This window comes from Nonomuraea sp. NPDC049378 (assembly GCF_055586745.1).
Map to the genome: position 1 here is coordinate 301,629 of NZ_JBVJHP010000001.1, position 24,414 is coordinate 326,042.

At 72.4% G+C, this 24,414-nt stretch carries 23 protein-coding genes; 13 read left to right on the plus strand and 10 right to left on the minus strand.

The annotated features are described in order from the left end of the window. Positions 1-35: 35 nt before the first annotated feature. Positions 36-386 carry a winged helix-turn-helix transcriptional regulator gene (locus ACZ6SA_RS01295; protein WP_347642015.1) on the plus strand — a complete coding sequence of 117 codons (351 nt, stop codon included), beginning with the start codon at positions 36-38 and terminating at the stop codon, positions 384-386. A gap of 53 nt (positions 387-439) precedes the next feature. Then, on the plus strand, positions 440-991 hold the full coding sequence (locus tag ACZ6SA_RS01300; protein WP_347643118.1) for a hypothetical protein: 552 nt from the start codon (positions 440-442) through the stop codon (positions 989-991). Between the two features lie 19 nt (positions 992-1,010). On the opposite strand, the gene ACZ6SA_RS01305 is transcribed toward ACZ6SA_RS01300, so the two are convergent. Beyond that, positions 1,011-1,895, minus strand: a complete 885-nt coding sequence (locus ACZ6SA_RS01305; protein WP_347642014.1) for a MurR/RpiR family transcriptional regulator — start codon at positions 1,893-1,895, stop codon at positions 1,011-1,013. A 181-nt stretch (positions 1,896-2,076) separates the two neighbouring features. Here ACZ6SA_RS01305 and ACZ6SA_RS01310 point away from each other — a divergent pair, with 181 nt between their 5' ends. The 4 genes from ACZ6SA_RS01310 to ACZ6SA_RS01325 are packed head-to-tail and all read left to right on the plus strand — an operon-like array spanning position 2,077 to position 5,919. Then, complete coding sequence (locus ACZ6SA_RS01310) at positions 2,077-3,450, plus strand: MFS transporter (protein ID WP_347642013.1); 1,374 nt, start codon at positions 2,077-2,079, stop codon at positions 3,448-3,450. Further along, on the plus strand, positions 3,447-3,887 hold the full coding sequence (locus tag ACZ6SA_RS01315) for a GAF domain-containing protein (protein ID WP_347642012.1): 441 nt from the start codon (positions 3,447-3,449) through the stop codon (positions 3,885-3,887). Before ACZ6SA_RS01310 ends, ACZ6SA_RS01315 begins: the two co-directional genes overlap by 4 nt. Then, positions 3,884-5,089, plus strand: a complete 1,206-nt coding sequence (locus tag ACZ6SA_RS01320) for a metal-dependent hydrolase family protein (RefSeq protein ID WP_465825964.1) — start codon at positions 3,884-3,886, stop codon at positions 5,087-5,089. Before ACZ6SA_RS01315 ends, ACZ6SA_RS01320 begins: the two co-directional genes overlap by 4 nt. Before the next feature lie 38 nt (positions 5,090-5,127). Beyond that, positions 5,128-5,919: an alpha/beta hydrolase gene (locus ACZ6SA_RS01325; RefSeq protein ID WP_465826629.1), complete on the plus strand. Its 792-nt coding sequence runs from the start codon at positions 5,128-5,130 to the stop codon at positions 5,917-5,919. Between the two features lie 27 nt (positions 5,920-5,946). Here ACZ6SA_RS01325 and ACZ6SA_RS01330 read toward each other — a convergent pair whose 3' ends face one another. Then, positions 5,947-7,947, minus strand: coding sequence for a glycoside hydrolase family 71 protein (locus tag ACZ6SA_RS01330; protein WP_465825965.1), 2,001 nt, complete (start codon positions 7,945-7,947; stop codon positions 5,947-5,949). Positions 7,948-8,192: 245 nt separating this feature from the next. Here ACZ6SA_RS01330 and ACZ6SA_RS01335 point away from each other — a divergent pair, with 245 nt between their 5' ends. The 3 genes from ACZ6SA_RS01335 to ACZ6SA_RS01345 all read left to right on the plus strand — a co-directional run bounded on the left by ACZ6SA_RS01335 (position 8,193) and on the right by ACZ6SA_RS01345 (position 12,499). Continuing rightward, a complete protein-coding gene (locus ACZ6SA_RS01335; protein WP_347642009.1) occupies positions 8,193-10,001 on the plus strand; it encodes an ABC transporter ATP-binding protein in 1,809 nt (602 codons plus the stop codon). Next, the gene (locus ACZ6SA_RS01340) at positions 9,998-11,743 is read left to right on the plus strand and encodes an ABC transporter ATP-binding protein (RefSeq protein ID WP_465825967.1); all 1,746 of its coding nucleotides are present in this window, start codon (positions 9,998-10,000) and stop codon (positions 11,741-11,743) included. Before ACZ6SA_RS01335 ends, ACZ6SA_RS01340 begins: the two co-directional genes overlap by 4 nt. Before the next feature lie 72 nt (positions 11,744-11,815). Next, entirely contained in the window at positions 11,816-12,499 is a 684-nt protein-coding gene (locus ACZ6SA_RS01345) for a TetR/AcrR family transcriptional regulator (RefSeq protein WP_347642007.1), read from the plus strand. Positions 12,500-12,549: 50 nt separating this feature from the next. Here the strand turns inward: ACZ6SA_RS01345 and ACZ6SA_RS01350 are convergent, their stop codons facing one another. Continuing rightward, positions 12,550-13,119, minus strand: a complete 570-nt coding sequence (locus ACZ6SA_RS01350) for a TetR/AcrR family transcriptional regulator (protein ID WP_347642006.1) — start codon at positions 13,117-13,119, stop codon at positions 12,550-12,552. 69 nt (positions 13,120-13,188) lie between these two features. On the opposite strand from ACZ6SA_RS01350, the gene ACZ6SA_RS01355 reads away from it, so the two are divergent. Together ACZ6SA_RS01355 and ACZ6SA_RS01360 are read left to right on the plus strand one after the other, a co-directional pair. Continuing rightward, positions 13,189-13,650: a DoxX family protein gene (locus tag ACZ6SA_RS01355; protein ID WP_347642005.1), complete on the plus strand. Its 462-nt coding sequence runs from the start codon at positions 13,189-13,191 to the stop codon at positions 13,648-13,650. Positions 13,651-13,711: 61 nt separating this feature from the next. Beyond that, entirely contained in the window at positions 13,712-14,599 is an 888-nt protein-coding gene (locus tag ACZ6SA_RS01360; protein ID WP_347642004.1) for a VOC family protein, read from the plus strand. Between the two features lie 168 nt (positions 14,600-14,767). Here ACZ6SA_RS01360 and ACZ6SA_RS01365 read toward each other — a convergent pair whose 3' ends face one another. Both ACZ6SA_RS01365 and ACZ6SA_RS01370 read right to left on the minus strand, forming a co-directional pair. Further along, positions 14,768-15,436 (minus strand): GntR family transcriptional regulator, encoded by a 669-nt coding sequence (locus ACZ6SA_RS01365; protein ID WP_347642003.1) that lies wholly within the window; start codon positions 15,434-15,436, stop codon positions 14,768-14,770. Beyond that, a complete protein-coding gene (locus ACZ6SA_RS01370; RefSeq protein ID WP_347642002.1) occupies positions 15,433-16,680 on the minus strand; it encodes a CaiB/BaiF CoA transferase family protein in 1,248 nt (415 codons plus the stop codon). The genes ACZ6SA_RS01365 and ACZ6SA_RS01370 overlap by 4 nt, the downstream gene beginning before the upstream one ends. Positions 16,681-16,823: 143 nt before the next feature. On the opposite strand from ACZ6SA_RS01370, the gene ACZ6SA_RS01375 reads away from it, so the two are divergent. Beyond that, a complete protein-coding gene (locus ACZ6SA_RS01375; RefSeq protein ID WP_347642001.1) occupies positions 16,824-17,987 on the plus strand; it encodes an acyl-CoA dehydrogenase family protein in 1,164 nt (387 codons plus the stop codon). Between the two features lie 11 nt (positions 17,988-17,998). Here the strand turns inward: ACZ6SA_RS01375 and ACZ6SA_RS01380 are convergent, their stop codons facing one another. The 5 genes from ACZ6SA_RS01380 to ACZ6SA_RS01400 form a co-directional block, all read right to left on the minus strand. After that, positions 17,999-19,066: a C45 family peptidase gene (locus tag ACZ6SA_RS01380; protein ID WP_347642000.1), complete on the minus strand. Its 1,068-nt coding sequence runs from the start codon at positions 19,064-19,066 to the stop codon at positions 17,999-18,001. A gap of 301 nt (positions 19,067-19,367) precedes the next feature. After that, positions 19,368-20,045, minus strand: coding sequence for a lytic polysaccharide monooxygenase auxiliary activity family 9 protein (locus ACZ6SA_RS01385; RefSeq protein ID WP_347641999.1), 678 nt, complete (start codon positions 20,043-20,045; stop codon positions 19,368-19,370). A 295-nt stretch (positions 20,046-20,340) separates the two neighbouring features. Then, positions 20,341-21,024: a response regulator gene (locus tag ACZ6SA_RS01390; protein ID WP_465825969.1), complete on the minus strand. Its 684-nt coding sequence runs from the start codon at positions 21,022-21,024 to the stop codon at positions 20,341-20,343. Continuing rightward, on the minus strand, positions 21,021-22,139 hold the full coding sequence (locus tag ACZ6SA_RS01395) for a hypothetical protein (protein ID WP_347641997.1): 1,119 nt from the start codon (positions 22,137-22,139) through the stop codon (positions 21,021-21,023). Before ACZ6SA_RS01395 ends, ACZ6SA_RS01390 begins: the two co-directional genes overlap by 4 nt. After that, positions 22,136-23,290, minus strand: a complete 1,155-nt coding sequence (locus ACZ6SA_RS01400; RefSeq protein WP_347641996.1) for a sensor histidine kinase — start codon at positions 23,288-23,290, stop codon at positions 22,136-22,138. Before ACZ6SA_RS01400 ends, ACZ6SA_RS01395 begins: the two co-directional genes overlap by 4 nt. A gap of 306 nt (positions 23,291-23,596) precedes the next feature. On the opposite strand from ACZ6SA_RS01400, the gene ACZ6SA_RS01405 reads away from it, so the two are divergent. Continuing rightward, positions 23,597-24,409: a SpoIIE family protein phosphatase gene (locus tag ACZ6SA_RS01405; protein ID WP_465825971.1), complete on the plus strand. Its 813-nt coding sequence runs from the start codon at positions 23,597-23,599 to the stop codon at positions 24,407-24,409. The last annotated feature ends 5 nt before the right edge of the window (positions 24,410-24,414 follow it).

The window sequence follows — 24,414 nt, forward strand, 5'->3', positions numbered from 1 at the left end:
AATCAAAGCGGCATTGCGTGCGCTAGTTTGGAGGTATGGGGACGGCATCTACGCATGACACGCAGGCGTGCGTCCGCAGCGACGCCGCGCTGACCCGCGCGTTCACTATCCTCGGCAAACGATGGAGCGCCGTCGTGCTCGGCAGCCTGCGCAGCGGCCCCGCCGGGTTCCGCGAGCTCTCACGGGCGATCGACGGCCTCAGCGACTCGGTGCTGTCCGACCGGCTGTCCGAGCTGACCAAGGAGGGCCTGATCGCGCGCAAGGTCGACGAGGGCCCGCCCGTCTCGGTCTCCTACGAGCTGACCGAGTGCGGCAAGGCGCTCATGCCCGCGCTGCACCTGATCTCCGAATGGGCCGAGAAGCACCTGAGCTTCCACGACGGCTAGCCTCCACCTCCGGCGGGTACGGTGACCGGAGAGCCCTCAGAACACGTGTGAGGATGTGGTTCCCCGTGCTCTACCTCTTCGGCTTCGATCGGATCGGCGTGGCCGTGAGCGACATCTACTTCGTCGACCCCAACCCCATGAAAGGCCAGGAGGGAGCCGAGCGCGGCGTGCGCCTGGAGCTGCGCAGGCTCGAATCAGGCGAGCTGCAGGGGTCGATCTACTCCGCCAGGCCCATCACCATCGACCGGCCGATCTGGCGGGTCGACCTGCTGGAGTCGGTCGACGGCACGCCCGGCAGCTTCGACCGCACCCACCACCACCCCGGCACCAGCGGGTGGGAGCCCGGGGAGCGGGTGTTCGACCGGCAACTGTCCGCCGAGCCGCTGAAGTGGCTGGCCGAGCGCCTCGCCGACCTCGGAGACGTCCTCGACCAGGCCGGCGCCGACCGGGACGAGGCGAGCCCCGCGGACGCGGCCGGGTTGCGCGAGCGGGCGCCGGAGATCGTGGAGACGGTCGGCCGGATGCTCGACGGCGTGCGTGCCGGCCGGCTCGGCACCCCGCCCGGCACGGAACCGGCGACCAGCGTCCGCGCCAGCTGGCTGTAGGACGTCACCGCGCGGGCGGTCAGGGATGATCGCCCGCGATGGGGCGGCGGTGCAGGAGGCCGAACCTGCCCCACATGGCCTCCGCCGCCTCGATGGAGGCCCCCGTACGCGCCGGGTCGACGGCGGCGAGCTGGGTCACCAGCGCCTGCGCCACCGCCATCCCGGCCGTCAGCGAGGGGAAGAACGCCTCCCCCTCCGCGGGCACCATCACCACCTCCTCGGCCGCCTCGGCCAGGGCGGGGCTGGCCGCGTCCGTCACCGCGAACACCCGCACGCCGCGCGAGCGCGCCAGGTTCGCCGCCAGGACCGTGCTCTCGTACAGCCGCCAGAAACTGATCGCCACCAGCACGTCCCCGTGCCCGAGAGCGGCGACGGTGTTGGCCAGCTCCGCGTCGCCCAGCGTCACGGCCGTGACGGGATAGCCCGCCAGCCGGGCGTTGTGCGCGAGCGCCAGCCCGACGGCGGCGTAGCTGCCGTCGGCGACGATCGCCGTACGGCGGGCGGCGGCGACGGCCTCGGCGATCGTGAGCAGCACGCCCTCGTCCATGCGCCGGTTGAGCAGCGCGAGGCTGTCGAGGTCGCGGCGGAGCGACCGGGCGCTGGGCGAGCCGTTGCCGCTGTGCTCGGCGGCGACCTGGCCGGCGCTGAGCGAGGACAGGTAGCGGGCGCGCAGCTCCTGCTGGAGCGCGGGCCAGCCGGTGAAGCCGAGCGCCTGCGCCGTGCGCGTCACGGTCGCCACGTTGACCCCGGCCAGCTGGGCCAGCTCGCTGGCCGACCCGAACGACGCCCGGCGTGGTTGCGAGAGCAGCACCTCGAGCACTGCGGCCGCCTTGCCCCGCAGCCCGCGCTCGGACAGGCGCGAGCGCAGCCAGTCCTCGAAGCTGTCCGTAGCGCGCTCTTCCACGTGATCCTCACTTAGCCGGAATCATGCTACGTGCTCACGACGGGCGGGAGCGAGAAGACCAGCTCGGCCAGATTCCGGGCGCCCAGGTCGCTATGCAAAGACTATTGCATTTTTGGCATTTCGCACTATATGTTGCTTCGCGTTCGACCTACTCGGCCACGACCTGGGAGAGGCGTGCCCCATGACCTTGCTGGCCCGGCTGGACCGGCTCCCGCTGAGCCGCCCGCACTACCTGCTCCTCCTGATCGGCGGGCTCGGCTACACCTTCGACGGCATGGACAGCGCCGTGGTCGCGTTCCTGCTGCCGAGCGCTCAGGAGGCCTGGGGACTGTCCAACGGGCAGCTCGGCATCATCGGGTCCGCGACGCCATTCGGCTTCCTCTTCGGCGCGACGGTCGCGGGCCTGCTCGGCGACCGGATCGGCCGCAAGAAGGTGATGATGTATGCCCTTGCCTTCTACGCCGTCTTCTCGGTGATCGCCGCGTTCGCCCCCAACTATGAGGTGTTCCTCGGCGCTCGGGTGCTGGCCGGAGCGGGCGCCGGGGCGGAGAGCGCGATCATCGCGCCGTTCCTGTCCGAGTTCGTGCCCGCCAAGCGGCGCGGGTGGTTCATCGGCGCGCTGGCCGGGTTCTTCTCGTTCGGGTTCGTGATGGCAGCCCTGATCGGGCGGTTCGTCGTGCCGACCGTCGACGAGGGCTGGCGGGTCGCGCAGGTGATCACGGCGGTGCCCATCGTGATGTTGCTGTGGTGGCGGCGCTCGTTGCCCGAGTCACCGCGCTTCCTGCTCCAGCAGGGCCGAGCCGACGAGGCCGAAGCCGTGGTCGCCGACCTGGAGCGCCGCGTCGAGCACGCCACCGGCCACCCGCTCCCGCCGGTGCCCGAGGCCGTCACGGCGCCCGCCGCGGAGACGCCCAAGGTCAACCTGTGGAGCGCGCTCGCGTTCCTGTGGAGCCCGGCCATGGCCAGGCGCACCGGGATCATCTGGCTGGTCTGGTTCGTGATCACGTTCTCGTACTACGGGTTCTTCTCCTGGATCCCCACGCTGCTCGTGCAGCGCGGCATCACGGTGACCAAGAGCTTCGAATTCTCGATCATCATCTACCTGGCGCAGATCCCCGGCTACTTCTCCGCGGCCTGGCTGTCGGAGCGGCTCGACCGCAAGAACACCATCGCGCTCTACCTCTCCGGCTCGGCGGTCAGCGCGTTCTGGTTGTCGCAGATGGACAGCCCCGTCACCATCACGCTCGCCGGCGCGGTGTTGTCGTTCTTCCTCAATGGCACGTACGCGGGCGTCTACTCCTACACTCCCGAAGTGTTCCCCACCTGGATCAGGGCCACGGGCACGGGCCTGTCGAGCGCGTTCGGGCGGGTCGGCAGCATCCTCGCCCCGACGATCATCGGTCTGTCGGCCGCGACCCTGGGCTTCGGCGGCGTGTTCGGCCTGACCACGGCGGTGCTGGCGGCCGGGGTGATCTGCGTGGTCGTGTTCGGACTGGCCACAGCCGGCCGGTCACTGGAAGAACTGACGGAACCTGCCAAGGAGGCGACCCGATGACCGGACTTCCCGAGGTGGAGGAGCGCGTGCGGCGAGAGGTGGGCGTGCGGCTCTTCACGGTGCTCGCCTGGATCCCCGGACGGCGCACGCTGCGCCGCGTCCACAGCAGCCACCCCGAGCAGTACCCGGTGGGAGGCGAGAAGAGCGTGGAGGTCGCCCAGGGCTGGCTGGCCCGGTGCGTCGAGGGCGGGCAGCCGTACCTCGGCGCGGACCGGGCCGCCGTGCGGGAGATCTTCGCCGACCACGAGCTGATCGAGAGCCTGGGGTGCGGGGCGGTCATCAACGTGCCCGTGACCGACGACGGCCGGGTGCTCGGCGTGCTCAACCTGCTCGACGCGGAAGGCCGGTACGACGAGGCGTCGGTGGCCGCCGCCCGGTCGCTCGCGCCCGCGGCCGTGCCCGCCCTGCGCGCGGCCGTCCAGGGAGGCGGCGCATGAGCCTGCTGCTCCGCGACGGCCTGCTGCTCGACGTGACGACCGGCGCGTACACCGAGGCCGACCTGCGCTGCGCCGGCGGCCGCATCGTCGAGACCGGCCGCAGGCTGAGCGCGCCCGACGGCACCCGCGTGCTCGATCTCGCGGGCGCGCACGTCGTGCCCGGCCTCATCGACGCGCACGTGCACGTCACCGCCCTGACCGCCGACCTCGGCGCCATCGGCTCCATGGCCCCGTCGTACGTGGCCGCGCACAGCGCCCGCATCATGAGCGGCATGCTGGACCGCGGCTTCACCACGGTCCGCGACGCGTCCGGCGCGGACTTCGGGCTGGCCGCCGCCCAGGCGGAAGGGCTGATCCGCGGCCCCAGGCTGCTGTTCGGCGGCAAAGGGCTGAGCCAGACCGGAGGCCACGCCGACTTCCGCGGCCCAGGCGAGCACCTGCACGACGACCATCCGTGCTGCGCCGGCCTCGGCCGGGTCGCCGACGGCGTCGACGCGGTGCGCACGGCCGCCCGCGACGAGCTGCGCAAGGGCGCGCACCACATCAAGGTCATGGCCTCCGGCGGCGTGGCCTCCCCCACCGACAGGATCGACTCGACCCAGTACTCGATGGACGAGCTGCGCGCGGCCGTCGAGGAGGCCGAGGCCGCCAACCGGTACGTCGCCGCCCACGCCTACACGGCGCGGGCCGTCAACCGGGCGCTGGAGGCGGGCATCCGCTCCATCGAGCACGGCAACCTGATCGACGACGGCAGTGTCGAGCTGTTCCTGCGGCACGACGCGTTCCTCGTGCCGACGCTGGTGACGTACTGGGCGCTCAAGGAGGAGGGCCGCGCGTTCGGGCTGCCAGAAGCGAGCGTGCGCAAGGTGGACGAGGTGCTCGGCGCGGGGCTGGCCGCGCTGGAGCGCGCCGCCCGCGGCGGCGTGCGCCTGGTCTACGGCACCGATCTGCTGGGCGGCATGCACCGGCACCAGAACCACGAGTTCCGGCTGCGCTGCGAGGTGCAGCAGCCGATCGACGTGCTGCGCTCGGCCACGACGGTCGCGGCCGAGCTGGCCGGCATGGCGGGCGAGATCGGCACGCTGGACGTGGGGGCGCACGCCGACCTGCTGGTGCTCGACGGCGACCCGCTCGGCGACGCCGGCGTGCTGGCCGGCCCGGAGCACATCCGCCACGTCGTGCAGGCGGGCGCGATCGCCTGACCCGGCGCCGGGTGCGTACCGTGGGCAGGGTGACGACGATGGCGCGCACCGCTCTGGTGACCGTCGCGGTGCTGGTCCTGCTCCTCGGGCTGCTCTGGATCTTCCAGCGGCGGCTGATCTACCTGCCGGACGGCACGCGGGTGCCGCCCGCGGGCCAGGTCATCCCCGGGGCGCACGACGTCTCGTTCACGACGGGCGACGGGCTCACGCTCGGAGCCTGGTACGTGCCCGGCGACCACGACGTGACCGTGCTGGTCGCCGGCGGCAACGCGGGCAACCGGCTGCACCGGGCGCCGCTGGCCAGGGCGCTGGCGGCGCGGGGCCTGCCGGTGCTGCTGATGGACTACCGCGGCTACGGCGGCAACCCGGGCACGCCCACGGAGGAGGGCCTGCGCCTCGACGCGCTCGCCGCGCGGGCCTTCCTGGGCGACGCGCGGGTGGTCTACTTCGGTGAGAGCCTGGGCGCGGGGGTGGTGACCCGGCTGGCGCGCGAGCGCCGGCCCGCGGGGCTGGTGCTGCGCTCGCCGTTCACCGACCTGGCCGCGGCCGGCCAGGAGGCCTATCCGTTCCTGCCGGTCAGGGCGCTGCTGCGGGACCGTTTCCCGGTCGCGGAGCACATCGCGGGCGTGCGGGCGCCCGTCGTGGTCGTGTACGGCACGGCCGACACGATCGTGCCACCCCGCCTGAGCAGGGCCGTCGCCGATGCGGCGGCAGGGGACGTCAGGACCGTCGAGGTGCCCGGAGCCGGCCACAACGACCTGGCCCTGCTGTCCGGCCAGGAGCTGATCGGCGCCGTGGTGGACCTGGCCGGACAGGTCCGGCGGCGGTAGTCCTGGCGCGGCAGGACCACCGCGCGCCTAACCGGAGCAGGCGGTGCCGCCACCCGCGTGATAGATCATGTCCTGGTACGTGACGCTCGCCTTGATCGGCGTCCTGCTCGTCAGGGTCTGGACGGTCCCGCCGTCACGCCGGAGCTCGAAGACCGGCGTCGTGCCCGGCACCATCGGCGCCTTGAACGACACCACGCCCGCGCTGGTGACCTCCTTGGTCTTCACGTCGGAGCCCTGCTTGATGACCAGCGTGCCCGGCTCCTTGACGAAGGCCAGCAGTTCCACGTCGTCGACCGGCCCGGGACCCGCCGGGATGGTGAACTTGCCGGCCGTCTGCTTGCTCGTGTCGTAGGGGGCGCTCGCCTTGTGGCTGCGGTGGAAGTAGTAGAGACCGTCGCGGACGATCTCAGGAGCCTTGCCCGTCTTGAACCACGTCGTGTAGTACGTGTTCACGTCGGCGAGCACCTTGCCGCGCACCTTGGACGGCGCCTGCTGCGTCTCGCCGTAGTCGTTCCAGGTGACGAGCTGCACCCAGTCGGCCTTGCCGTCGATCGCGGCCTTCCACGAGCCGCGCAGGGTGCTGCTGTTCTGCGCCTCCCAGTAGTGCAGCTCCTTGGACCTGGTGTCCTCGAACCCGATCGGGGCCATGTATTTCAGGCCGCGCGCGTGGGTGGCCTCGGAGGCGCGACGGAACGCGTCCGTCACCTCGGGCCGGTTCGCCCCCCAGGAGGAGTAGCCGTGGACGTGGTCGTCCCACTCGGTCTTGCCGCTGCCGCTCCAGTAGTTGAACATCATCAGCAGCGACGTCTTCATGCCCTCGGCGGACAGCTCGTCCCGCACCTTCTGCCACCAGGCGGGCGGCTGGCGGTCGCCGTGGTACGGCGCGAGCAGCACGCTGCCGTCGGGCAGCGTGTACAGCGACGGATGCCCTTTGACCAGCAGGACGTCGGAGACCACCTTCGCGACGGAGGCGCCCGACTCGGTCGGGAAGTCCGGGCTCAGCACGATCTTGAAGCCGGGGTCCACGTTCCTGGCCGCGTCCAGCAGCTCCGGCAGGTGGTTCCAGCGCTGGTCGCTGGAGGTGTGGTGCTCGTAGACGAACCCGTCCAGCCCTTGTGCGATCGCCTGGCGTACCTCCATCTCGAAGTCGAGCCGGCGCCAGTGCGACTCCGGCCGCACGGAGCGGGTCACCGGGCGGTCCCTGAGGTAGCCGCCCCTGTCCTTGTAGGCGCCGCCGGAGCCGTCGGGGTCGAGCCAGGAGGCGTACTGGTCCTTCGCGGGGTCCTTGTTGTCGATCGACAGGGGGAAGGGCGGGAAGTAGAACGCGAACGCCTTCTTGGCGGAGGAGCGCAGCGCGGCGACCGAGGGCTTATCGAAGGGCAGCGCGGCGCAGGGCGCGGACGTGCCGGTGGTGTAGGTGACGGTCAGCTTGGGGCCGCGGTCGCCCGTCTCGCGCGAGGAGAACAGGACCGTCGTCGTCTCGTCGGTCCCGGTGAGCGCGAAGGAGTAGACGCCGTTGCCGGTGACGGCGGACGAGACGTCCAGCTCGGCCTTCCGGCCCTCGGTGAAGCCGCTGTGCGAGGCGGTCACGCCGCCGGTCTCCGGACGGTCCTTCCAGACGGTCGCGCTCTCCGTCCAGTCGCCGGTCACCGTGCGGGCGGACACCTTCGTGCCCGTCGTCCTGGCGGAGGTGACCTCAAGGGTGGCCTTGACGTTCGTGGCGTTGCCGGGGATGCCGGAGACCTGGAAACGGGTGAGCGCGAGCCGCTGCGCGGAGGTCTTGCCACCGCAGGTGGCGCCGCACACGGACATCCACGTCGCGGTGCCGAAGCTCTTGGACGGCTCGGCCTGGCTGACGAACATGTCGTCCGTGGCGCGGATGGTGACGGTCTCCGCGGACAACGCGGTCGACGACGTATGCGCGGGTAAGGGGCGCGCGGACGCGGGCGCCGCCGCGACCGTCGCGCCGAGCGAAAGGGCGACGGCGATCACCGCGGTGAATCCCACCCGTCGATGCTGGGTGAACATGACCCTCCTCTGGGGTTCGTGTCACAAGGCGATCGACAAGGTAGGGCGAGAAGTGAACGCCTCGCGGCGAATCCGCGAAATGGAACGCGGCAACCGACCGCAGATCACGCCTGGTCAGCGCATGATCACTAGGCGCTGGACGCCCCACCCCTGACCACCCCGACCATGGTTAGGCGACCCTTGCCTATTCAAGACAGCTTGTAACAAAATAGAGGGCACCCCGCGAACCGCTGGAGGCCCATCCCATGACCATCACCGCCGAGGCGGCCGTCCCCGTGGCGCCCGCGCCGGACGGCGACGACACGCCCGCCCCCGGCCGCGCCGCGCTCATCGCGCTGCTCGCCCCCATCAGGCCACGGCTCATCGCCGCCGCCGCGTTCCAGGTCGTGTACGCGATCGCGGCGCTCGTGCCCTTCGTGTGCGTGGCGGAGCTGGCCCGCGTGCTGCTCAGCCCCGGAGCCGGTGGCCCCGGCCGGGTCTGGCCGATCGCCGCACTCGCCGTCGCGGGCCTGCTGGTCAGATTCGTCTCCTTCGGGGTGGCCGGCGCGATCACCCACTTCGCGGACGCCGACCTGCAGCTCCACCTGCGTCGCCGGATGGCCGCGCACCTGTCGCGGGTGCCGCTGGGCTGGTTCGGCGAGCGCAACTCCGGCCACGTCAAGAAGGTGCTCCAGGACGACGTCAGGGAGATGCACCACCTCGTCGCGCACGCGGCGCTCGACCTGCTCGCGGCCGTGGTGACCCCGCTGGCCGCGCTGGCCTACCTGCTGTACGTCGACTGGCGGCTCACGCTCGTCGTGCTCATCCCGGTGCCGCTGTTCGCCGCCGCGTTCGCGATCATGATGCGCGGCTACGACGAGCAGATGCGGCGCTGGAGCGAGGCGAACAGCCGGATCAGCTCGGCCGTGGTCGAGTTCGTGCAGGGCATCGCCGTGATCAAGACGTTCGGCCAGACCCGGCGTTCCTACCGGCGCTTCGCCGAGGCGGCCGACGACTTCGCCGGCTTCTTCGGTGCCTGGGTGCGCCCCATGCTCCGGCTCAGCGGCCTGTCCATGGCGTTCATCTCGCCGCCCGCCATGCTGCTGGTGTCCGCGGCCGGGGGCGCGCTGTTCGCCGCGAACGGCTGGATCGAGCCGGTCGACGTGCTGCCGTTCGTGCTGGTAGGCGTGGCGCTGACGGCGCCCTTCCTGGCCCTCGACATGGGCTCGATGCGGCTGAGGAGCGCGGCCGAGTCCGCCGGGCGGGTGGCCGCGCTGCTCGACACGCCGCCGCTGCCCGAGCCCGAGACCCCTGTGCGCCCGGTCGGCCACGCGGTCGACTTCCGCGACGTGTCGTTCTCCTACGACGGCACGACGCCTGTGCTGCGCGGGGTGAGCCTCTCGCTGGAGCCCGGCACCGTCACCGCGCTCGTCGGGCCGTCGGGCTCCGGCAAGTCCACGCTGGCCAAGCTGCTGCCCCGCTTCTACGACCCCGACGCGGGGGAGATCACGGTCGGCGGGGCCGGCGTGCGCGCCATCGGCTCCGCCGAGCTGTACCACCATGTCGGCTTCGTCCTGCAGGACGTGCAGCTGCTGCGCACGTCCGTGGCGGACAACATCGCGCTCGGCCGCCCCGACGCGGGCCGCGAGGAGATCGAGCGCATGGCGCGCGCCGCGCAGATCCACGACCGGATCGCGGAGTTGCCGCGCGGCTACGACTCGGTGGTCGGCGAGGACGCCCACCTGTCCGGCGGCGAGGCGCAGCGCGTCGCGATCGCCCGCGCCCTGCTGGCCGACACGCCGATCCTGGTGCTGGACGAGGCCACGGCCTTCGCCGACCCCGAGTCGGAGTCGGCCATCCAGGACGCGCTGTCCACGCTGGTGGCCGGGCGCACGCTGCTGGTCATCGCGCACCGGCTGAGCACGATCACCGGCGCCGACCAGATCGCCGTTCTCGACGGCGGCCGGATCACCGAACGCGGCACCCACGACGAGCTGCTCGCGGCGGGCGGGCTCTACGCCCGGATGTGGGCGGCGCACGTACGCGACGACGAGCGGGATTGGACGGGAAGATGATCGGAGAGCTGGGGGCCGTGCTCGGTCCCGAACACGGCGCGCGCCTGCGCCGCAGCCTGCTCGCGATGGCCGTGTACGGCGTGCTGCAGGGCCTGTCGTTCGCCCTGCTGGTGCCGGTGCTGCGGGCGCTGCTGTCGGGCGAGGCGGTCGGTCCGTGGCTGGCCGCGTTCGCCGCCGTGGTCGCGGCCACCGCCGTCGCCTCCTACGTGCAGGCCCAGTACGGCTACGCGGTCGGCCTGGCCGCCCTGCGCACCCTCTACCACCGGCTCGGCGACCACGTGGCCGGGCTGCCGGTCGGCTGGTTCAGCGCCGACCGCGTGGGGCGGCTCGGGCAGCTCGTCGGCAAGGGCGTCATGGACGTGATGAGCGTGCCCGCCCACCTGCTGCAGGTGGTGGTGAGCGCGGTGGCGGCGCCGGCGACCGTGCTGGTGTGCATGTTCGTCTTCGACTGGCGGCTCGGGCTGGCTGCCCTGCTCACGGCGCCGTTCCTGTGGCTGGCGTTCCGGTGGACGCAGAGCCTGGTGCAGCGGAGCGACACCGCGATGGACGACGCCGGCGCCGAGGGGGCCGACCGGGTGGTGGAGTTCGCCAGGCAGCAGCCCTCGCTGCGGGCGTTCGGGCGCACCGCCGACGGCTACGACCTGCTCGACGACGCGCTGGTGCGGCAGCGCAGCACGCTGCGACGGCTGCTGCGCACCACGCTGCCGGGGCTTGGCACGGTCGCGCTGACCGTACAGCTCGCCTTCACCGCGATCCTGATCGCCGGCTGCGCGCTGGCGCTCGGCGGCGCGGTGGACGTACCGGAGCTGGTCGGGGTGCTGGTGCTGGCCGTGCGGTTCACCGAGCCGCTGCTCGCCGCCGCCGACGTCGGCGGCGAGCTGCGCATGGCGCGCGGCAGCCTGCGCCGCATCAAGGCGGTGCTCGACACCCCGCCGCTGCCGGTCACCGGCCCGGCGACCGGCCCGGCGACCGACTGGGCGCGGGCGGGCGAGCCGTCGATCGAGCTGGACGGCGTCGGCTTCGCCTACGCCGAGCGGCCGGTGCTGCGTGACGTGAGCTTCACCGTCGCCCCCCGCACCGTGACCGCCCTGGTCGGGCCGTCGGGCTCCGGCAAGACCACGCTCACCCGGCTCATCGCCCGCTTCTGGGACGCGGACTCGGGTGTGGTGCGGGTGTCGGGGAACGACGTGCGCGACTACGCGCCGGAGGACCTGATGGCGCAGCTGTCGATCGTGTTCCAGGACGTCTACCTGTTCGAGGGCACCCTGGAGGACAACATCAGGATCGGCCGTCCCGAGGCCACCGGCGAGGAGGTGCGCGAGGCGGGCCGGCTGGCCCGGGTCGACGAGATCGCCGAGCGCCTGCCCGGCGGCTGGCAGGCGAGGATCGGCGAGGCCGGCGCCACGCTGTCGGGCGGCGAGCGGCAGCGGGTGTCCATCGCCCGAGCGATGCTCAAGGACGCCCCGATCGTGCTGCTCGACGAGGCCACCGCCGCGCTCGACCCGGAGAACGAGTCCGCCCTGATCGACGCGCTCGCCACGCTCGCACGCGACCGCACCCTGCTCGTCATCGCGCACCGGCTGACCACGATCGCCGCCGCCGACCAGATCGTCATGCTGGAGGACGGCGCCGTCGTGGAGCGCGGCACCCACCGGGAGCTGCTCGACCTCGACGGCCGGTACGCTGCGTTCTGGACGGAACGAACGCGAGCCCGCGGCTGGCGATTGACCCAGCCGGCATGAGCCCGGCGAGCCGCCCCCGCCGCGACGTGCTCGGGCGAGAGGCGGGCGCGTGAGCGGGGATCGGGGAGCGTGATGGGCGGCGAGCAGGCGGTCCCCGGAGGTCCCGGGCGCGAGTGGCGGGTGCGCGGCCGCCCGCGCGGCCGTCCCCCGCGCATCACCCGGCCCGCCATCGCCGACGCCGCCCTCGCGGTCGGCTTCGACAACCTCACCCTGGCCACCGTCGCCGACCGGCTCCAGGTCGCCCACTCGGCGCTCTACCGCCACGTCGCCGACCGCGAGGAGCTGGTCATGGTGGCGATCGACCGGGCCGTCGCCGCCGCCCCGTGGCCGGAGCCGGCCGGCGAGTGGCGCTCCGACCTGGAGGCGCAGGCCGCCGCGGTCTGGCACGTGCTGGAACGGCATCCGGGGCTGGTCAAGGAGTTCCTCAGGCTCACCCGCTTCCCGGAGGAGGTGATGCGCCGCTTCGGCGCGTCGGTGCGCAGCCTGATCGGCTACGGCTTCACGGCCGAGAACGCCTTCCTCGCCGTCGACACCGTCTTCGACCTGACGATCGACGTGTTCAGCAGGGGCAAGCAGCTCGACGCGCCGGCCGGCGAGAGCGTCGTCCGCGACAGCACGGCCGACGCCTGGGCCGAGGCGGTGGGCGCGGAGCTCGCTCCGCTCATGCGGCAGGCGCTCACGGACCCGGCCGCGACGTGGTTCGACCGCAAGCTGCAACTGGTTCTCGACGGCGTCGCCGCGGGCCTCTCACCCTGAGCCGGGCGAAGAGACCCGGCCCTCTGCTCGCCGGTCCGCAGGCCTGACCGTCATCGCAGGGCGCCGAGGACGAGGCGGATCATTGAACGGGCCAGGGCCTCCGGGTCTCCGTCGGTGCTTTCCGGCAGGGCTCCGCTGAGCCACAGGCTGGTGAAGCCGTGGGCGAGCGACCAAGCGGCGATCGTGGTCATCCGGTCCTGTTCAGGGCCTGGCGACAGTGCGTGGGCGCTGGTGATGAGCACGCCGGCGGCGCGCTCGTGCGCGGACTGGACGCTGGGATCGTCGGCGCGGTAGAGCTCGGGCCGGAACATCACCTCGAAGTAGGGCCGATGGTCGATGGCGAAGCGGACGTAGGCGACGCCGACCTCCCACACGTCGGCGGCGGCGCGTTCAAGAGCGTCGGCGAACAGGGCGAAGCCCTCGGCGGCCACGGCTGTCAGCAGACCTTGCTTGTCGCCGAAGTGGTGGGCGGGGGCGGCGTGTGAGACGCCGGCGCGGCGGGCCAGCTCGCGCAGGCTCCATCCTGCCGGGCCGGATTCGCCGATGGCTTGAAGGGCGGCGTCGATGATGACGCGTTTCAGATTGCCGTGGTGGTAGGCCGGCTGATCGATCTCTCTCACCTCCGCGTTCGGTATGACGCAACTTTATCTTGACATTGACAAGATAGGGAATCCCCTCCAATCTTTCCGATGACAAGATTGGAGGACGGGATGGTTCCGTTCATCGCCCTCACAGGGGGCTTCGTCGTCCTGCGTCTCATCGGTCTGGCCGGCATCGACACACTCGATGCCTGGCAGCCGGCCCTGCGAGGCGCACTCAGCCTGATGTTCGTCTTCACCGGCGTGCCGCACTTCCTGCCCTCATGGCGCCGCGACTTCGTCGCGATGATCCCGGCGGCGATCCCGCGCCCGGCGCTGCTGGTCACCCTCACCGGCGTCCTGGAACTGGCCGGCGCCGCCGGGCTGCTGTTCGCGCCGAGCGCTCCATACGCGGCGATCGGGCTGGCCCTGCTCATGCTCGCCATGTTCCCGGCCAACGTCTCAGCCGCCCGCCGTGGCCTCACCCTGGCCGGAAAGCCGGTGACCCCCCTACCCGCACGTACGGCCCTGCAAGTGCTGTTCGTCGCCGCCGCCGTCGCGGCGGCCGCATGAGGCCACGCGCCCAGCACCGCCGACCTCGCATACCACCACGAATCCATCGAGGACATCGCACATGACCGCCGAACACGCCGCCGACATCGACTACATCGACCACACCGTGCTCATCACCACCGACCTCGCCGCGGCCTCCGCCCGCTATGAGGCGCTCGGCTTCACCCTCAGCCCCGTCTCGCCCCACCACCTGGCCGAACGACCCGGCGGCCCGCTCCTGCCCACCTGCACCGCCAACCGGTGCGCCTACTTCGGGCGATCATTCATCGAACTGCTCGGCATCGTCGACCCGTCCGCCCCCGACCCCTGGGGCGTTCACCAGCTTCGCCAGACCTGCCCCGGCCTTCTCATGACCCTCGGCTCGCGCGACATTCAGGCCACCGCCGAACGGCTACGCGCCACCGGCCTGGTTTCCACCGGGATCCGTGCGCTGGAACGAGAGGTCTCCACCCCCGACGGCCCGCGGACGGTACGCGCCGACAGCGTCCGCATCGATGCCGCCTACACCCCCGAAGGGGCGCTCCAGGCAACACTGCACCGCACCCCTCAGTACGTTCACCAGTCTCACTATCTCGATCATCCCAACGGCGCCGTCGGCCTGCACAGCGTGCTGCTGGTCGTGCCCGACGACGAGGTCGACGACCACGAAGAGCGCTACGCCCGCATCCTGGACGCTGACGTGTGGATCGACGGCCCCAAACACGTGCTCCCGCTACGGCACGGCCGGGTGGAGATCATTCCGCAGTCCTCGCTCGGCGACCATCTCCCCGGCCACGCGGTGCCCGGCCTGCCCCTGCTCGCCGCCCACACTGTGGCCGTCCGCGACCTGACCGCCGCGCGCGAACTCATCGAGCACAACATGATCGCCACCCACACCACCTCCGACGGCTTCCACGTCACCGCCGAAGACGCCTGCGGTGTGCCACTCGCCTTCACTCAGAACCGATAGCCGGGGTGGTCCGGCAATCTGGCCGGCGCGCGACCGCCGCCGGCCGTCACGACCGCCGCGAACCGGGCGTCGGACGACCTGACGGTCGGCGTCCGGAAGCGCCGGCAGGCCGCGGGGAAGCCAAGCGGGCCGCAGGACGCGCCGCCCGCGCGGACGAGGCTCGTGCCGTCAAGGCGCGGCGGGGAGCAGGGACCGCAGCTCGGTGACCGCGTGGTCGCGGTGCACGTCGAGGATGGCGACGGCCTCGTCGGCGGCGCGGCGGTGGAGCGCGTCGAGGGCGGCCCGGTGCTCCTTGACGACCCGCTCGCGGTTGCCCCCGTCGCCGTAGTACATCGACCGGTAGGCGTCCGTCGTGTCCCACAAGGTCCTGATCAGCCGGGCCAGCCGGGGCATGCCCGCGCAGTCGAACAGCGTCATGTGGAACGTCCGGTTGGCCATGGCCATGGCGAGCACGTCGCCCGCCGCGGCGGCCCGCTCGACGTCGCGCTGCGCGGCCTCCAGCCGGTCGAGGTCGGAGTCGGTGAGGAGGGGCACGGCCCGGCGCACGGCCTCCTCCTCCAGCAACTCGCGGATGCGGTAGACCTCGCGCAGGTCGTCGAGCGAGAGCGTCACGACGCAGTAGCCCTTGTGCGCCTGGTGCGTGACCAGCCCCTCGCCTTCGAGCGTCTTGAGCGCCTCGCGCAGCGGCACCCGGCTGACCTGGAGCTCCTCCGCCAACGCGTCCTGCCGGATGGGGGCGCCGGGGCGCAGGCGGCCGGTCGTGATGGCGCGGCGCAGCTCGGCCAGCACGAACTGCTGGGCCGTCGGCGGCCTGCGCCCTGCCCCGTCCGGATTCACGGCCCCAATATCTCACGAACCCAGGCGTCGTCCTGCCCGAGCTCGGGCGGCGGACGGCGGTAGGAGGGCGGGGTGGCGCTGAGGCGTACGGGGGCGGTGACCTGCCCGACCCCGTCGAGCCGTACGGACGGCTCCAGGCCGAGCTCCTCGGCGAGCGCGAACGCGGCGGCCAGGTCGTTGATCGGGCCGCAGGGCACCCCGGCGGCGGTGAGCCGTCCGAACCACTCGTCCGCCGGGCGTTCCCGCAGGGCGTCGTCGAGCGCGGCGACGAGCACGTCGCGGGCGGCGACCCTGCCCGCGTTGGTGGCGTACCGGGCGTCCGTGGCGAGATCCGGCCGGTCGAGCACCGCGCAGAGGGCCTGGAACTGGCGGTCGTTCCCGGCCGCGATCACCAGCGGGCGGTCGGCCGCTTGGAACACCTCGTACGGGACGATGCTGGGATGCCGGTTGCCCATGGCCCTCGGCACCACGCCGGCGGCGGCGTAGGCGGAGGAGTGGTTGGTCAGCGCCGACAGGAGGGAGGAGAGCAACGACACCTCGACCCGCTGCCCCGCCCCTGGTTCCCGCGCGCCGCCCTCGTGCTCGCGGACGTCCGTCTTCGACGTGGCGTCCTCGGGTCGCGTCCCGCCCGCACCCGGCCGGCCGGTTCCGGTGAGGTGGCCGCCTTCGCCGGTGTGGTCGCGGTGGCGGAGCGCGGCGAGGATGCCGAGGGCGGCGTGCAGGCCGGTGATGACGTCCACGAGAGCCACGCCCGCCTTGGTGCCGGGACCGTCCGGCTCTCCCGTGACGCTCATCAAGCCGCCCACGGCCTGCACGATCAGGTCGTACCCGGGCAGCCCCGCCCCGGCGCCGGACCCGAACCCGGTGATCGAGCAGTACACCAGCCCCGGATTGAGCACGCGCAGCGCGTCGTGGCCGAGCCCGAGCCGGTCCATCGTGCCCGGCCTGAAGTTCTCCACCAGTACGTCGGCCCGCGTGGCCAGCGCCCGCGCGACCTCCAGGTCCGCCTCGTCGCCGAGGTCGAGGGCGATCGAGCGCTTGTTGCGGTTGACGCCGAGAAAGTAGGTGGCCTGCCCGCCGGGCGCGTACGGCGGCCCCCAGGCGCGGGTGTCGTCCCCCGTGCCCGGCCGCTCCACCTTGACGACCTCCGCGCCAAGGTCTGCCAGCAGCATCGTGGCGTAGGGCCCGGCCAGCACCCGGCTGAAGTCGGCCACCAGCAGCCCGGACAGCGCCCCGCCGCTCACGCCGGCGCCCCGATGCAGGCGGTCTCGGGGGCCGGCTCGGCGTCCACGAGGCCGGCGGCGGTGAGCGTGAGAACGTCCATGGTCACCGCACCCTAGCCGTGGCATATTGGATTTTCAATATTGGATCCAATATATGGAGAGTCATGATCGCACCCACCGCGCTGTTCGCCCTCGACACGCTGCTGACCGAGGAGGAGCGCGAGATCAGGACCACGGTCAGGCGCGTCTGCGACCGGGAGATCCGGCCGCACGTCGCCCGCTGGTTCGAGGACGGCGAGCTGCCCGCGCGCGAGCTGGCCCGCACGCTCGGCTCGGTCGGCGTGCTCGGCATGCACCTCGACGGCTACGGCTGCGCGGGCATGGGCGCGGTCTCGTACGGGCTGGCCTGCCTGGAACTGGAGGCGGCCGACTCCGGGCTGCGCAGCCTGGTGTCGGTGCAGGGGTCGCTGGCCATGTACGCCATCTGGAAGTACGGCAGCGAGGAGCAGAAGCAGGAGTGGCTGCCCCCGATGGCGGCCGGCGAGCGCATCGGCTGCTTCGGCCTGACCGAGCCCGACTTCGGCTCCGATCCCGGGGGCATGCGCACCACGGCCAAGCGCGAGGGCGGCGACTGGGTGCTGAACGGCACCAAGATGTGGATCACCAACGGCTCGGTGTCGGACGTCGCGGTGGTCTGGGCCCGCACGGACGAGGGCGTCAGGGGTTTCCTGGTCCCCGCGGGCACGCCCGGCTTCACCGTGAACGACGTCAAGCACAAGATCTCGCTGCGCGCCAGCGTGACCAGCGAGCTGGTGCTCGACGGGGTGCGGCTGCCCGGCGCGGCGATGTTGCCGGGCGCCAGGGGCCTGTCCGGGCCGCTGGGCTGCCTCGACGAGGCGCGGTTCGGGATCGTGTTCGGGTCGATGGGGGCGGCGCTCGACTGCCTGGAGACCGCGATCGCGTACGCGGGCGACCGCCAGGTGTTCGCCAGGCCGCTCGCCTCCTACCAGCTCACCCAGGAGAAGCTCGCCGACATGGCGCTGGAGCTGGGCAAGGGCCTGCTGCTCGCGGTGCACCTCGGGCGGCTGAAGGAGGCCGGCACGATCACCCCCGAGCAGGTGAGCGCCGGCAAGCTGAACAACGTGCGCGAGGCCCTGGAGATCGCCAGGAAGTGCCGCACGCTGCTCGGCGCGAGCGGCGTCACCCTGGAATACCCGGTGATCAGGCACTCCGTGAACCTGGAGTCCGTGCTGACCTACGAGGGGACGTCGGAGATCCACACGCTGGTGCTGGGCAAGGCGCTCACGGGGATCGGCGCGTTCAGCTGACGGGCCGCCGATCAGAACGTCTGCCAGGTCGCCTCAGTGACCCGGCAGGGCCCGCCCTGGTGCACTCGAAGGCGCCCGGCCCGCACGTCGAGCCCGACCGTGGCCAGCGTCTCCCACCTCTGGTGGATCGGCTGCGACAGGTCGGGGTGGGCGCACACGGGCGCCTCGTCGGGGCCGTGGCTGAGCAGGGCGAGCGCGCGTTTCGTCAGGTCGTCGCCGCCGAGCTCGCCGGCGTGGTCGCGCAGGTGCCGCAGGCGGGCGTACGTGCCGGGCCGCTCGGTGGCGTGCCGCTCCCCCGCGGCCAGCGCGGGGTCGAGGAAGTGGTTGCAGTGCATCAGGACGCCGCCTGGATCGGGCGGGATGACGGCCACGCCGGCCGGGGAGATCTCGATCGAGCCCGCGCCGCCCGCGGTCACGGCGGTGATGACGGTGGAGGCCGAGACCGTGGCCGAGCGGGCGATGCCGGCGGCCTCCTCGACGGTGGCCGCCTCGTCCAGGATGCGGCGGGCGATCAGGTGCACGGGCACGCCGACCTCGGCGGTGTCGGCGTCGTGGCGCAGGATGTTGAAGTGCACGCCCAGGCCCGCCGTGTTCACCCCGATCTTGGCCAGCGCCCCCGACTCGGTGAACGTGCGCACGACGTGCCCGGGGCGGGGCGCCAGCTCCCACAACATGGGGGCGTCGCGCAGGTGGTCGTGCCAGTCCCAGGTCTGCACCGTACGCGGCGGGAGGCCGGGGCCCGGCAGCACGACGGACGTCGAGCACTCCCCCTCGCCGCTCGCGTGGAGGGCGGCCAGGATCTCGGTCCTGGCGTTGACCACGGCGACCTGCCACGGCTCCAGCCCGGCCCCGGACGCGATCCCGGCGATCTCGTCGGCCAGCCGGGGAGCCCAGGCGGCGCTGCGGTCGAGCGCCTGCTCGCCCCACGCGCGGACCTGCGCGGGGGTGGCGCCGGCGACCCTGAACAGGTCGGTGTAGCCGGCGAGGTTGGCGGCGATGGCCGCGCGGCGGTGGGAGCCGAGTTCCTCGCCCCGGGCTCGGGGTTCACTCTGGCTGGACGTGAAAGTCGGAAATGTCATGACTCGACCCTCAGCCCTGTCCGTCCGTCCTGTCCACCAGCGCCGTCTCGCAGGGCCATCTCCCAGGGCGCGTCTCCCGGCGCTGTCCCTCAGGGCCGTCCCTCAGGGCCGTCCCTCAGGGCTGTCTCTCAGGGCTGTCTCTCAGGGCCGTCCCTCTTGAACACGCTCTGTTCCGTACGCACGCGCGCCCGGAGCGCCACCACCCTGGGCAGCAGCGCGCGGAACCGGTCAGGGCCGGCCGTACGCATCTCGACCAGCCGGTGACGCGCCGGGCGCGGGCTCCCCGGCGCGTGTGCCCGGCTCAGCTGAAGTTGACGTCGCTGCAGATGTAGTACGTCTGGTCCATGTGCGAGGCCTTCCAGATCGTGTAGACCACGTGACGGCCGGTGCGCGAACCCTTGCCGACGCCGTTGATCATGTACGTCTCGGCGGGCGCGTAACGAGAGGTCTCCCGGACGAGCTCCAGGTGGTTCCAGCCCAGCGGCGTGGTGGTGGCGTTGTAGCCCTGACGGGTGATGTAGACCCTGATGTAGTCGGCGCCGTGGCGGGCCTGGTCGTGCAGCCTGATGTCGAAGGTACCGCCCAGGTTGGCCATGGTCCACGCTCCAGGGGTGTCCATGGAGCGGTAGCGGCCGTCCTGCGTCCGGCCGGCGCTGCAGAGCTGGCCGTCAGGGATCGCGGCCTGGTGGTTGCCGCCGACGTTGTCGCGGTACAGCCCGTTCCAGTTCCACATGGCGTTCGTGTTGTCCTGCCAGGCCTGCCAGCACATCGGGTCCTGCTGCTGCATGGCGGGGTTCTGGAAGTCGCTGCCCCAGCGCAGCCAGCAACCGTAGTTGCGGGACGCCGGGTCGATGACCGAGCCGTGCGCGGAGGCCGTACCGGTCATGGGGCCGTACAGGGCGATGGCGCAGATCGTCACCACGGACAGCAGCAGCGCGAGGGCGCGGCGCGCCGAGGGGTGAGGTCGGACTCGGGGCATGGCGGTCTCCGTGTTCCGGTCGGGGGTCCGATGGTTTGGGAGCGCTCCCGCCGGGACGGTATCTGACCGGGGAAGGTCATACAAATAATGGGACATGTCAAGATCTCTCCAGCCTTCACCGCCTTGTCGCGGCGGGCGCGGTGAGCAGCGGAAAGGGCTTTCCCGTCGCAGTGGCGCGGGGTGAAAGTTTCACCTCCCGCCGAGCTCGTTCGCGGGCGGCGCTGGGCGCTCGCCCGCCTTGACCTGGTCCTCGGCCCTGCCGGCCCCCTCCTGCCAGGAGGACCGAGGCCAGGCGTCATCCCCGATCGGGTGGTGTGCGAGCCGCCAGCGACGTGTAGACGGTCACCTCGTCGGGCTGCAGCAGACCGTCCTGGATGGCGCAGATGAGCAGCTTCTCCTTGGTGGGCGCGGGCCGCCCGGCCGCCGCGTACTTGACCCTGGCCCGGTCGATGTACTGCCGCACGGTCCGTTCCTTGATCCCCATCCGTGCCGCCACCGAGGCCTTCGACATCGACTGGAACCAGAACAGCAGCGCCGCCCGCTCCTTGTCGGACAGCTGCGGCCGGTGCGGCCCCTCATCCGTGGCGATGGCCTGGGCCATCGGCGGTGTCATGCTCGGCCGGTCGGCGGCCACCTCCAGGATCGTCTCCAGACACGAGTCACGGGTCGCCCGTCCCTTGCCGATGAAGGCCGAGGCGCCCGCGTCCAGCACCGCGCGCACCGTCTCGGGCTCCTCGTGCTCGGAGAAGACGATGACCCGCTGCCCGCCCGCGCACAACTCCGCGACCCGGTCGATGACCATGGTGCCGTTGAGGTTGAGGTCGAGCAGCAGCACGTCGGCGGGCGTGCCCCGGACCGACTCGATGGTGGGCCCCTGAGCGACCAGCTCCACCTGGCTGTGCGGCCCGAACCACGAGCGCACGCCGTCCACCACGACCTGATGGTCCTCCACCAGCGCGACCGTCACGGGTCCTGTCACGGGGCCTGCCAGATGCTGTTGACCCATACCTCGCCTCCCTGCCGCTGATAGGTGACGACGACCCCGCTGGGCTCTCGCACCGGAGCGGGGTTGACCGGCAGGTCGTCGTTGTCGGCGACGACCGCCACGCTCACCATGGCCGACATCGCGGACACGGTCACCCTGGCCCTCGTCCTGGCCCCGTCCAGGGCCGCGACGGGTGCCCTGAGGAGGTCCTCGCGCACGCCGTCGGGCAGAGCGGGCAGGCGCTCGCCGAACGGCGGCGCCGTCACCAGGACCTGCCGCCGCTCGGCCGCGTCGATGTGCTCGCGCAGCGCCGACACCAGTTCGTCCGGCACCTCCTCGCGCTCCGTGATGAGCCGCCGCAGCCGCATGGCGCCCGCCGTGCAGTCGTCGCGCACCCGTGAATCGCCGGGGTCAGCGCCGTCGGCGAGCTGCTTGAGCATCGACTCCGCCACCTCGCGGATGGCTTCGTAGCGGCGGAGCCGGTCGGCGTGGATGCGCTGCGCGGACTCGCGCCACGCGTCGTCGGCGGCCAGCCGGCGGGCCAGCAGCGCCGCGTCCTCGGCGCGTACGCGCAGGGTGTGGCAGCCCGCCATGTAGCCGAGCTGGAGCGTGACGCTGCCGACGATGACCATCAGGTATTTGGCGAGGGAGACGCGGTCGACCGTGCCCGTGGCGATCATCGCCACCAGCATGATGCCGGCGTTCGCCGACAGGAACGCGATGGCCTCGGCCCGCCAGCGCGGCCGGTTCCACAACAGCATGACGCCGAGCCAGCCCACCGACCCCCATCCCCAGTCGATGGGGCCGATCAGGTCCTGCGGCCGGCAGGCCACGATCACCGCGACGTCCAGGACGAGCACGGCGACGGCCAGCTCGCGGGCCCTGGCCGGGCCGGTGAACGTGCGTAACAGCGACAGGGCGGCGACGACGCCGATCGCGGTGTAGGCGATCCAGGCGGCGGCCGCGAGCAGGGGCCGGCGGAAGGACTCCCAGCCGGTGATGGTGACGGTGAGGTCGTAGCCCGTGTGCCAGACCGCGGCGATCACGATGGCGCCGATCGCGGTGTAGAGCGTGTAGCGGTGCGCCACCTCCTCGATGTCGCCGGTCATGGCCGCCACCACAGGCTCACCCGGGTGCCGCCGGTCCCCGAGCTGATGTCGGCGCCGGCGTTCGGCAGGGAGCGCATCGTGCCGAGGATCGAGCCGCGCACGCCGAACCGGTCGGGCGGCACCCGTTCGACGTCGAAGCCGGCGCCCGTGTCGGCGACCTCCACCCTGATCTCACCGTCGCGGGTGCTGGAGACCAGCTCGGCCTGGCGCACGCCGGCGTGCCGGGCGACGTTCGCCAGCGCCTCGTTGACGGCTCGGGCGAACCGCTCGGCCACCTCTCCCGGCACCGTCTCCGGCGTCAGGCTCCTGCGTACCTCCAGGCTCGTGGCCCGGCCGGCCACCTCGTCGAGCAGGGCGTCGAGAGCGATGGCCGCGGTGCCCGCGTGCGGCCTGTCGCGCAGCCGTTCCAGCGCCGCCAGGTCGGTCTCGGCCTGGCGGCGCAGCGTGTCCGACGGCCGGTCGTAGGTGCCCAGTCCGACCATGGTCAGCGTGTGCAGCGACGTCTCGTGGACGCTGCCGACCTGGCGCAGCTCGTCCTCGCGGCGCAGCCGCTCGACCATGAGCGTGACCTCGGCGCGCGCGCTGCGGCGCAGGAAGGCGTCGGCCGAGGCGGCGGAGCGGCGCAGCAGCGTCATCAGCAGCGCGATGGCCAGGATCTGCATGAGGTGGATCGCCAGGGTGCTCACGACGTTCTGATGCGGCACCGCGAACCGGGCCCCCACCAGGTACGACGCCGCCACGGCCAGCCCGGCCGGCACGGCGATCGCAGGCCGCCAGGCGACGCCGGCGACGACCACGCTCATGGTGACCAGCCCGGAGATCCAGCTCGCGTTCGCGGCGAGCGCGTCCACCGCCACGAGGTGGCGCTGCGCGAGGCAGAGCATGACGGTGACGGCGACATCACCGGCCGCCAGCCAGGGCGGCAGCGGCTTCCTGCGCCAGGCCACCCGCAGGAAGAGAACGGTCCAGAGCAGGTGGACCGCCAGGGCGGGCGCCAGCCACCACACCGAGACGGGCGGCACGGCGCCGAGGACCGCCGCGACGACCGCCACCAGGCCGATCACGGCCCGGGAACCGGCCCCGATGCGCGCGGCGGCCTGCTCCAGTTGCCTGGCCGCCGAGTCGTACCTCGTGGAACCGCGGTGAGACATGCGCCGCCCGCTCGCAGTGAGAGCATAAGACGGATCTCAGATTAACGCACGCCGCAGGGGCGGGCGGGAAGATCGCGCCAGCCGTGGCGGCGGATGGGGAGATGGGTCGCATGGTCGTTTCCTCGGGCCGGCACTGCTGCGGTCGATCACCGTCCTCCCCCGACCCTGATCCGCGGCTCCCCCTGCGGCATGACGGCTGATCGGCCGTCATCCCCACGACGGCCGAACAGCCGTCAGTCGTGTCTCCTTGTACACGCGTGTACTGATGCGCGGGCCGCTGGGAACGCGACAGAGAGAGGGAACCTGATGTTCTTCGTGGTGATCCCCATCCTGGTGGGCTGCGTGTCCGTCATGACGGTGCGCGGCCGCAGGGAAAGCTGGCCGGCCGGCCTGCCGGTGGCGCGGCCGAGGCTGGTGGCGGCGGGCGGCACGTACGACGGCTCGCGCGGCCGGCCGTCGGACGCGTACGTCATCCAGGAACGGCTCATCGCGGCGGCACACGGCACGGGCGACGCGGGCGGCACGGGCGACGCCCACACCGCCGCGGCCCTCGCCCTGGCATCGGTGGTGGCCGCCCGGCCGCAGCGCGCGGGGACTCGGGAGAAGGACCTCGGCGCGTGCGCCCGGGCGGCCCACCGAGCAGCACGCGCCACTGGCCTGCCCCGCGCCACCGGCCCCACCGCATCGGGGTCCACCCCGGCCGGCTCCGGCGGACCGGGTCCGGTCAGCTCGCTGGATCTGGTCGTCCTCGACCAGGATCAGCAACCGCGCCTGCGCTACGCCCACGTCGGCGACGGCGCCATCTGGCACTGTGCGAAGGGTGCGGAGCCGCGCCCGCTCACGACGGCCCACGGTTCCGACGGCGGCCTGACGACGCGCGGGTCCGGCCTGCCGTCGGCGCCCACCCCGGAGACCGGGACGCTGCCCCTGCGCTCAGGCGACCGCGTGGCCATCGTCACGGACGGCGTGACCCGCGCCCTCGGCGCCGCCCGGCTGAAGGCGCTGCTCGCGAGCGGCTCGTCACCTGCCGCCTGCCTGGACCGCCTGTACGACGAGATGTCCGCCCTGGAGCCGGAGGGCGACGCCACGGTGATCATCGCGGACGTGGTCACCGCGTGAGCCCG

Bases quoted from the DNA above. Each gene is read 5' to 3' on its own strand.
- ACZ6SA_RS01295 (WP_347642015.1), top strand. From the start codon at position 36: ATGGGGACGGCATCTACGCATGACACGCAGGCGTGCGTCCGCAGCGAC.
- ACZ6SA_RS01300 (WP_347643118.1), top strand. From the start codon at position 440: ATGTGGTTCCCCGTGCTCTACCTCTTCGGCTTCGATCGGATCGGCGTG.
- ACZ6SA_RS01310 (WP_347642013.1), top strand. From the start codon at position 2,077: ATGACCTTGCTGGCCCGGCTGGACCGGCTCCCGCTGAGCCGCCCGCAC.
- ACZ6SA_RS01315 (WP_347642012.1), top strand. From the start codon at position 3,447: ATGACCGGACTTCCCGAGGTGGAGGAGCGCGTGCGGCGAGAGGTGGGC.
- ACZ6SA_RS01320 (WP_465825964.1), top strand. From the start codon at position 3,884: ATGAGCCTGCTGCTCCGCGACGGCCTGCTGCTCGACGTGACGACCGGC.
- ACZ6SA_RS01325 (WP_465826629.1), top strand. From the start codon at position 5,128: ATGGCGCGCACCGCTCTGGTGACCGTCGCGGTGCTGGTCCTGCTCCTC.
- ACZ6SA_RS01330 (WP_465825965.1), bottom strand. From the start codon at position 7,947: ATGTTCACCCAGCATCGACGGGTGGGATTCACCGCGGTGATCGCCGTC.
- ACZ6SA_RS01335 (WP_347642009.1), top strand. From the start codon at position 8,193: ATGACCATCACCGCCGAGGCGGCCGTCCCCGTGGCGCCCGCGCCGGAC.
- ACZ6SA_RS01340 (WP_465825967.1), top strand. From the start codon at position 9,998: ATGATCGGAGAGCTGGGGGCCGTGCTCGGTCCCGAACACGGCGCGCGC.
- ACZ6SA_RS01345 (WP_347642007.1), top strand. From the start codon at position 11,816: ATGGGCGGCGAGCAGGCGGTCCCCGGAGGTCCCGGGCGCGAGTGGCGG.
- ACZ6SA_RS01355 (WP_347642005.1), top strand. From the start codon at position 13,189: ATGACAAGATTGGAGGACGGGATGGTTCCGTTCATCGCCCTCACAGGG.
- ACZ6SA_RS01360 (WP_347642004.1), top strand. From the start codon at position 13,712: ATGACCGCCGAACACGCCGCCGACATCGACTACATCGACCACACCGTG.
- ACZ6SA_RS01375 (WP_347642001.1), top strand. From the start codon at position 16,824: ATGATCGCACCCACCGCGCTGTTCGCCCTCGACACGCTGCTGACCGAG.
- ACZ6SA_RS01380 (WP_347642000.1), bottom strand. From the start codon at position 19,066: ATGACATTTCCGACTTTCACGTCCAGCCAGAGTGAACCCCGAGCCCGG.
- ACZ6SA_RS01385 (WP_347641999.1), bottom strand. From the start codon at position 20,045: ATGCCCCGAGTCCGACCTCACCCCTCGGCGCGCCGCGCCCTCGCGCTG.
- ACZ6SA_RS01395 (WP_347641997.1), bottom strand. From the start codon at position 22,139: ATGACCGGCGACATCGAGGAGGTGGCGCACCGCTACACGCTCTACACC.
- ACZ6SA_RS01400 (WP_347641996.1), bottom strand. From the start codon at position 23,290: ATGTCTCACCGCGGTTCCACGAGGTACGACTCGGCGGCCAGGCAACTG.
- ACZ6SA_RS01405 (WP_465825971.1), top strand. From the start codon at position 23,597: ATGTTCTTCGTGGTGATCCCCATCCTGGTGGGCTGCGTGTCCGTCATG.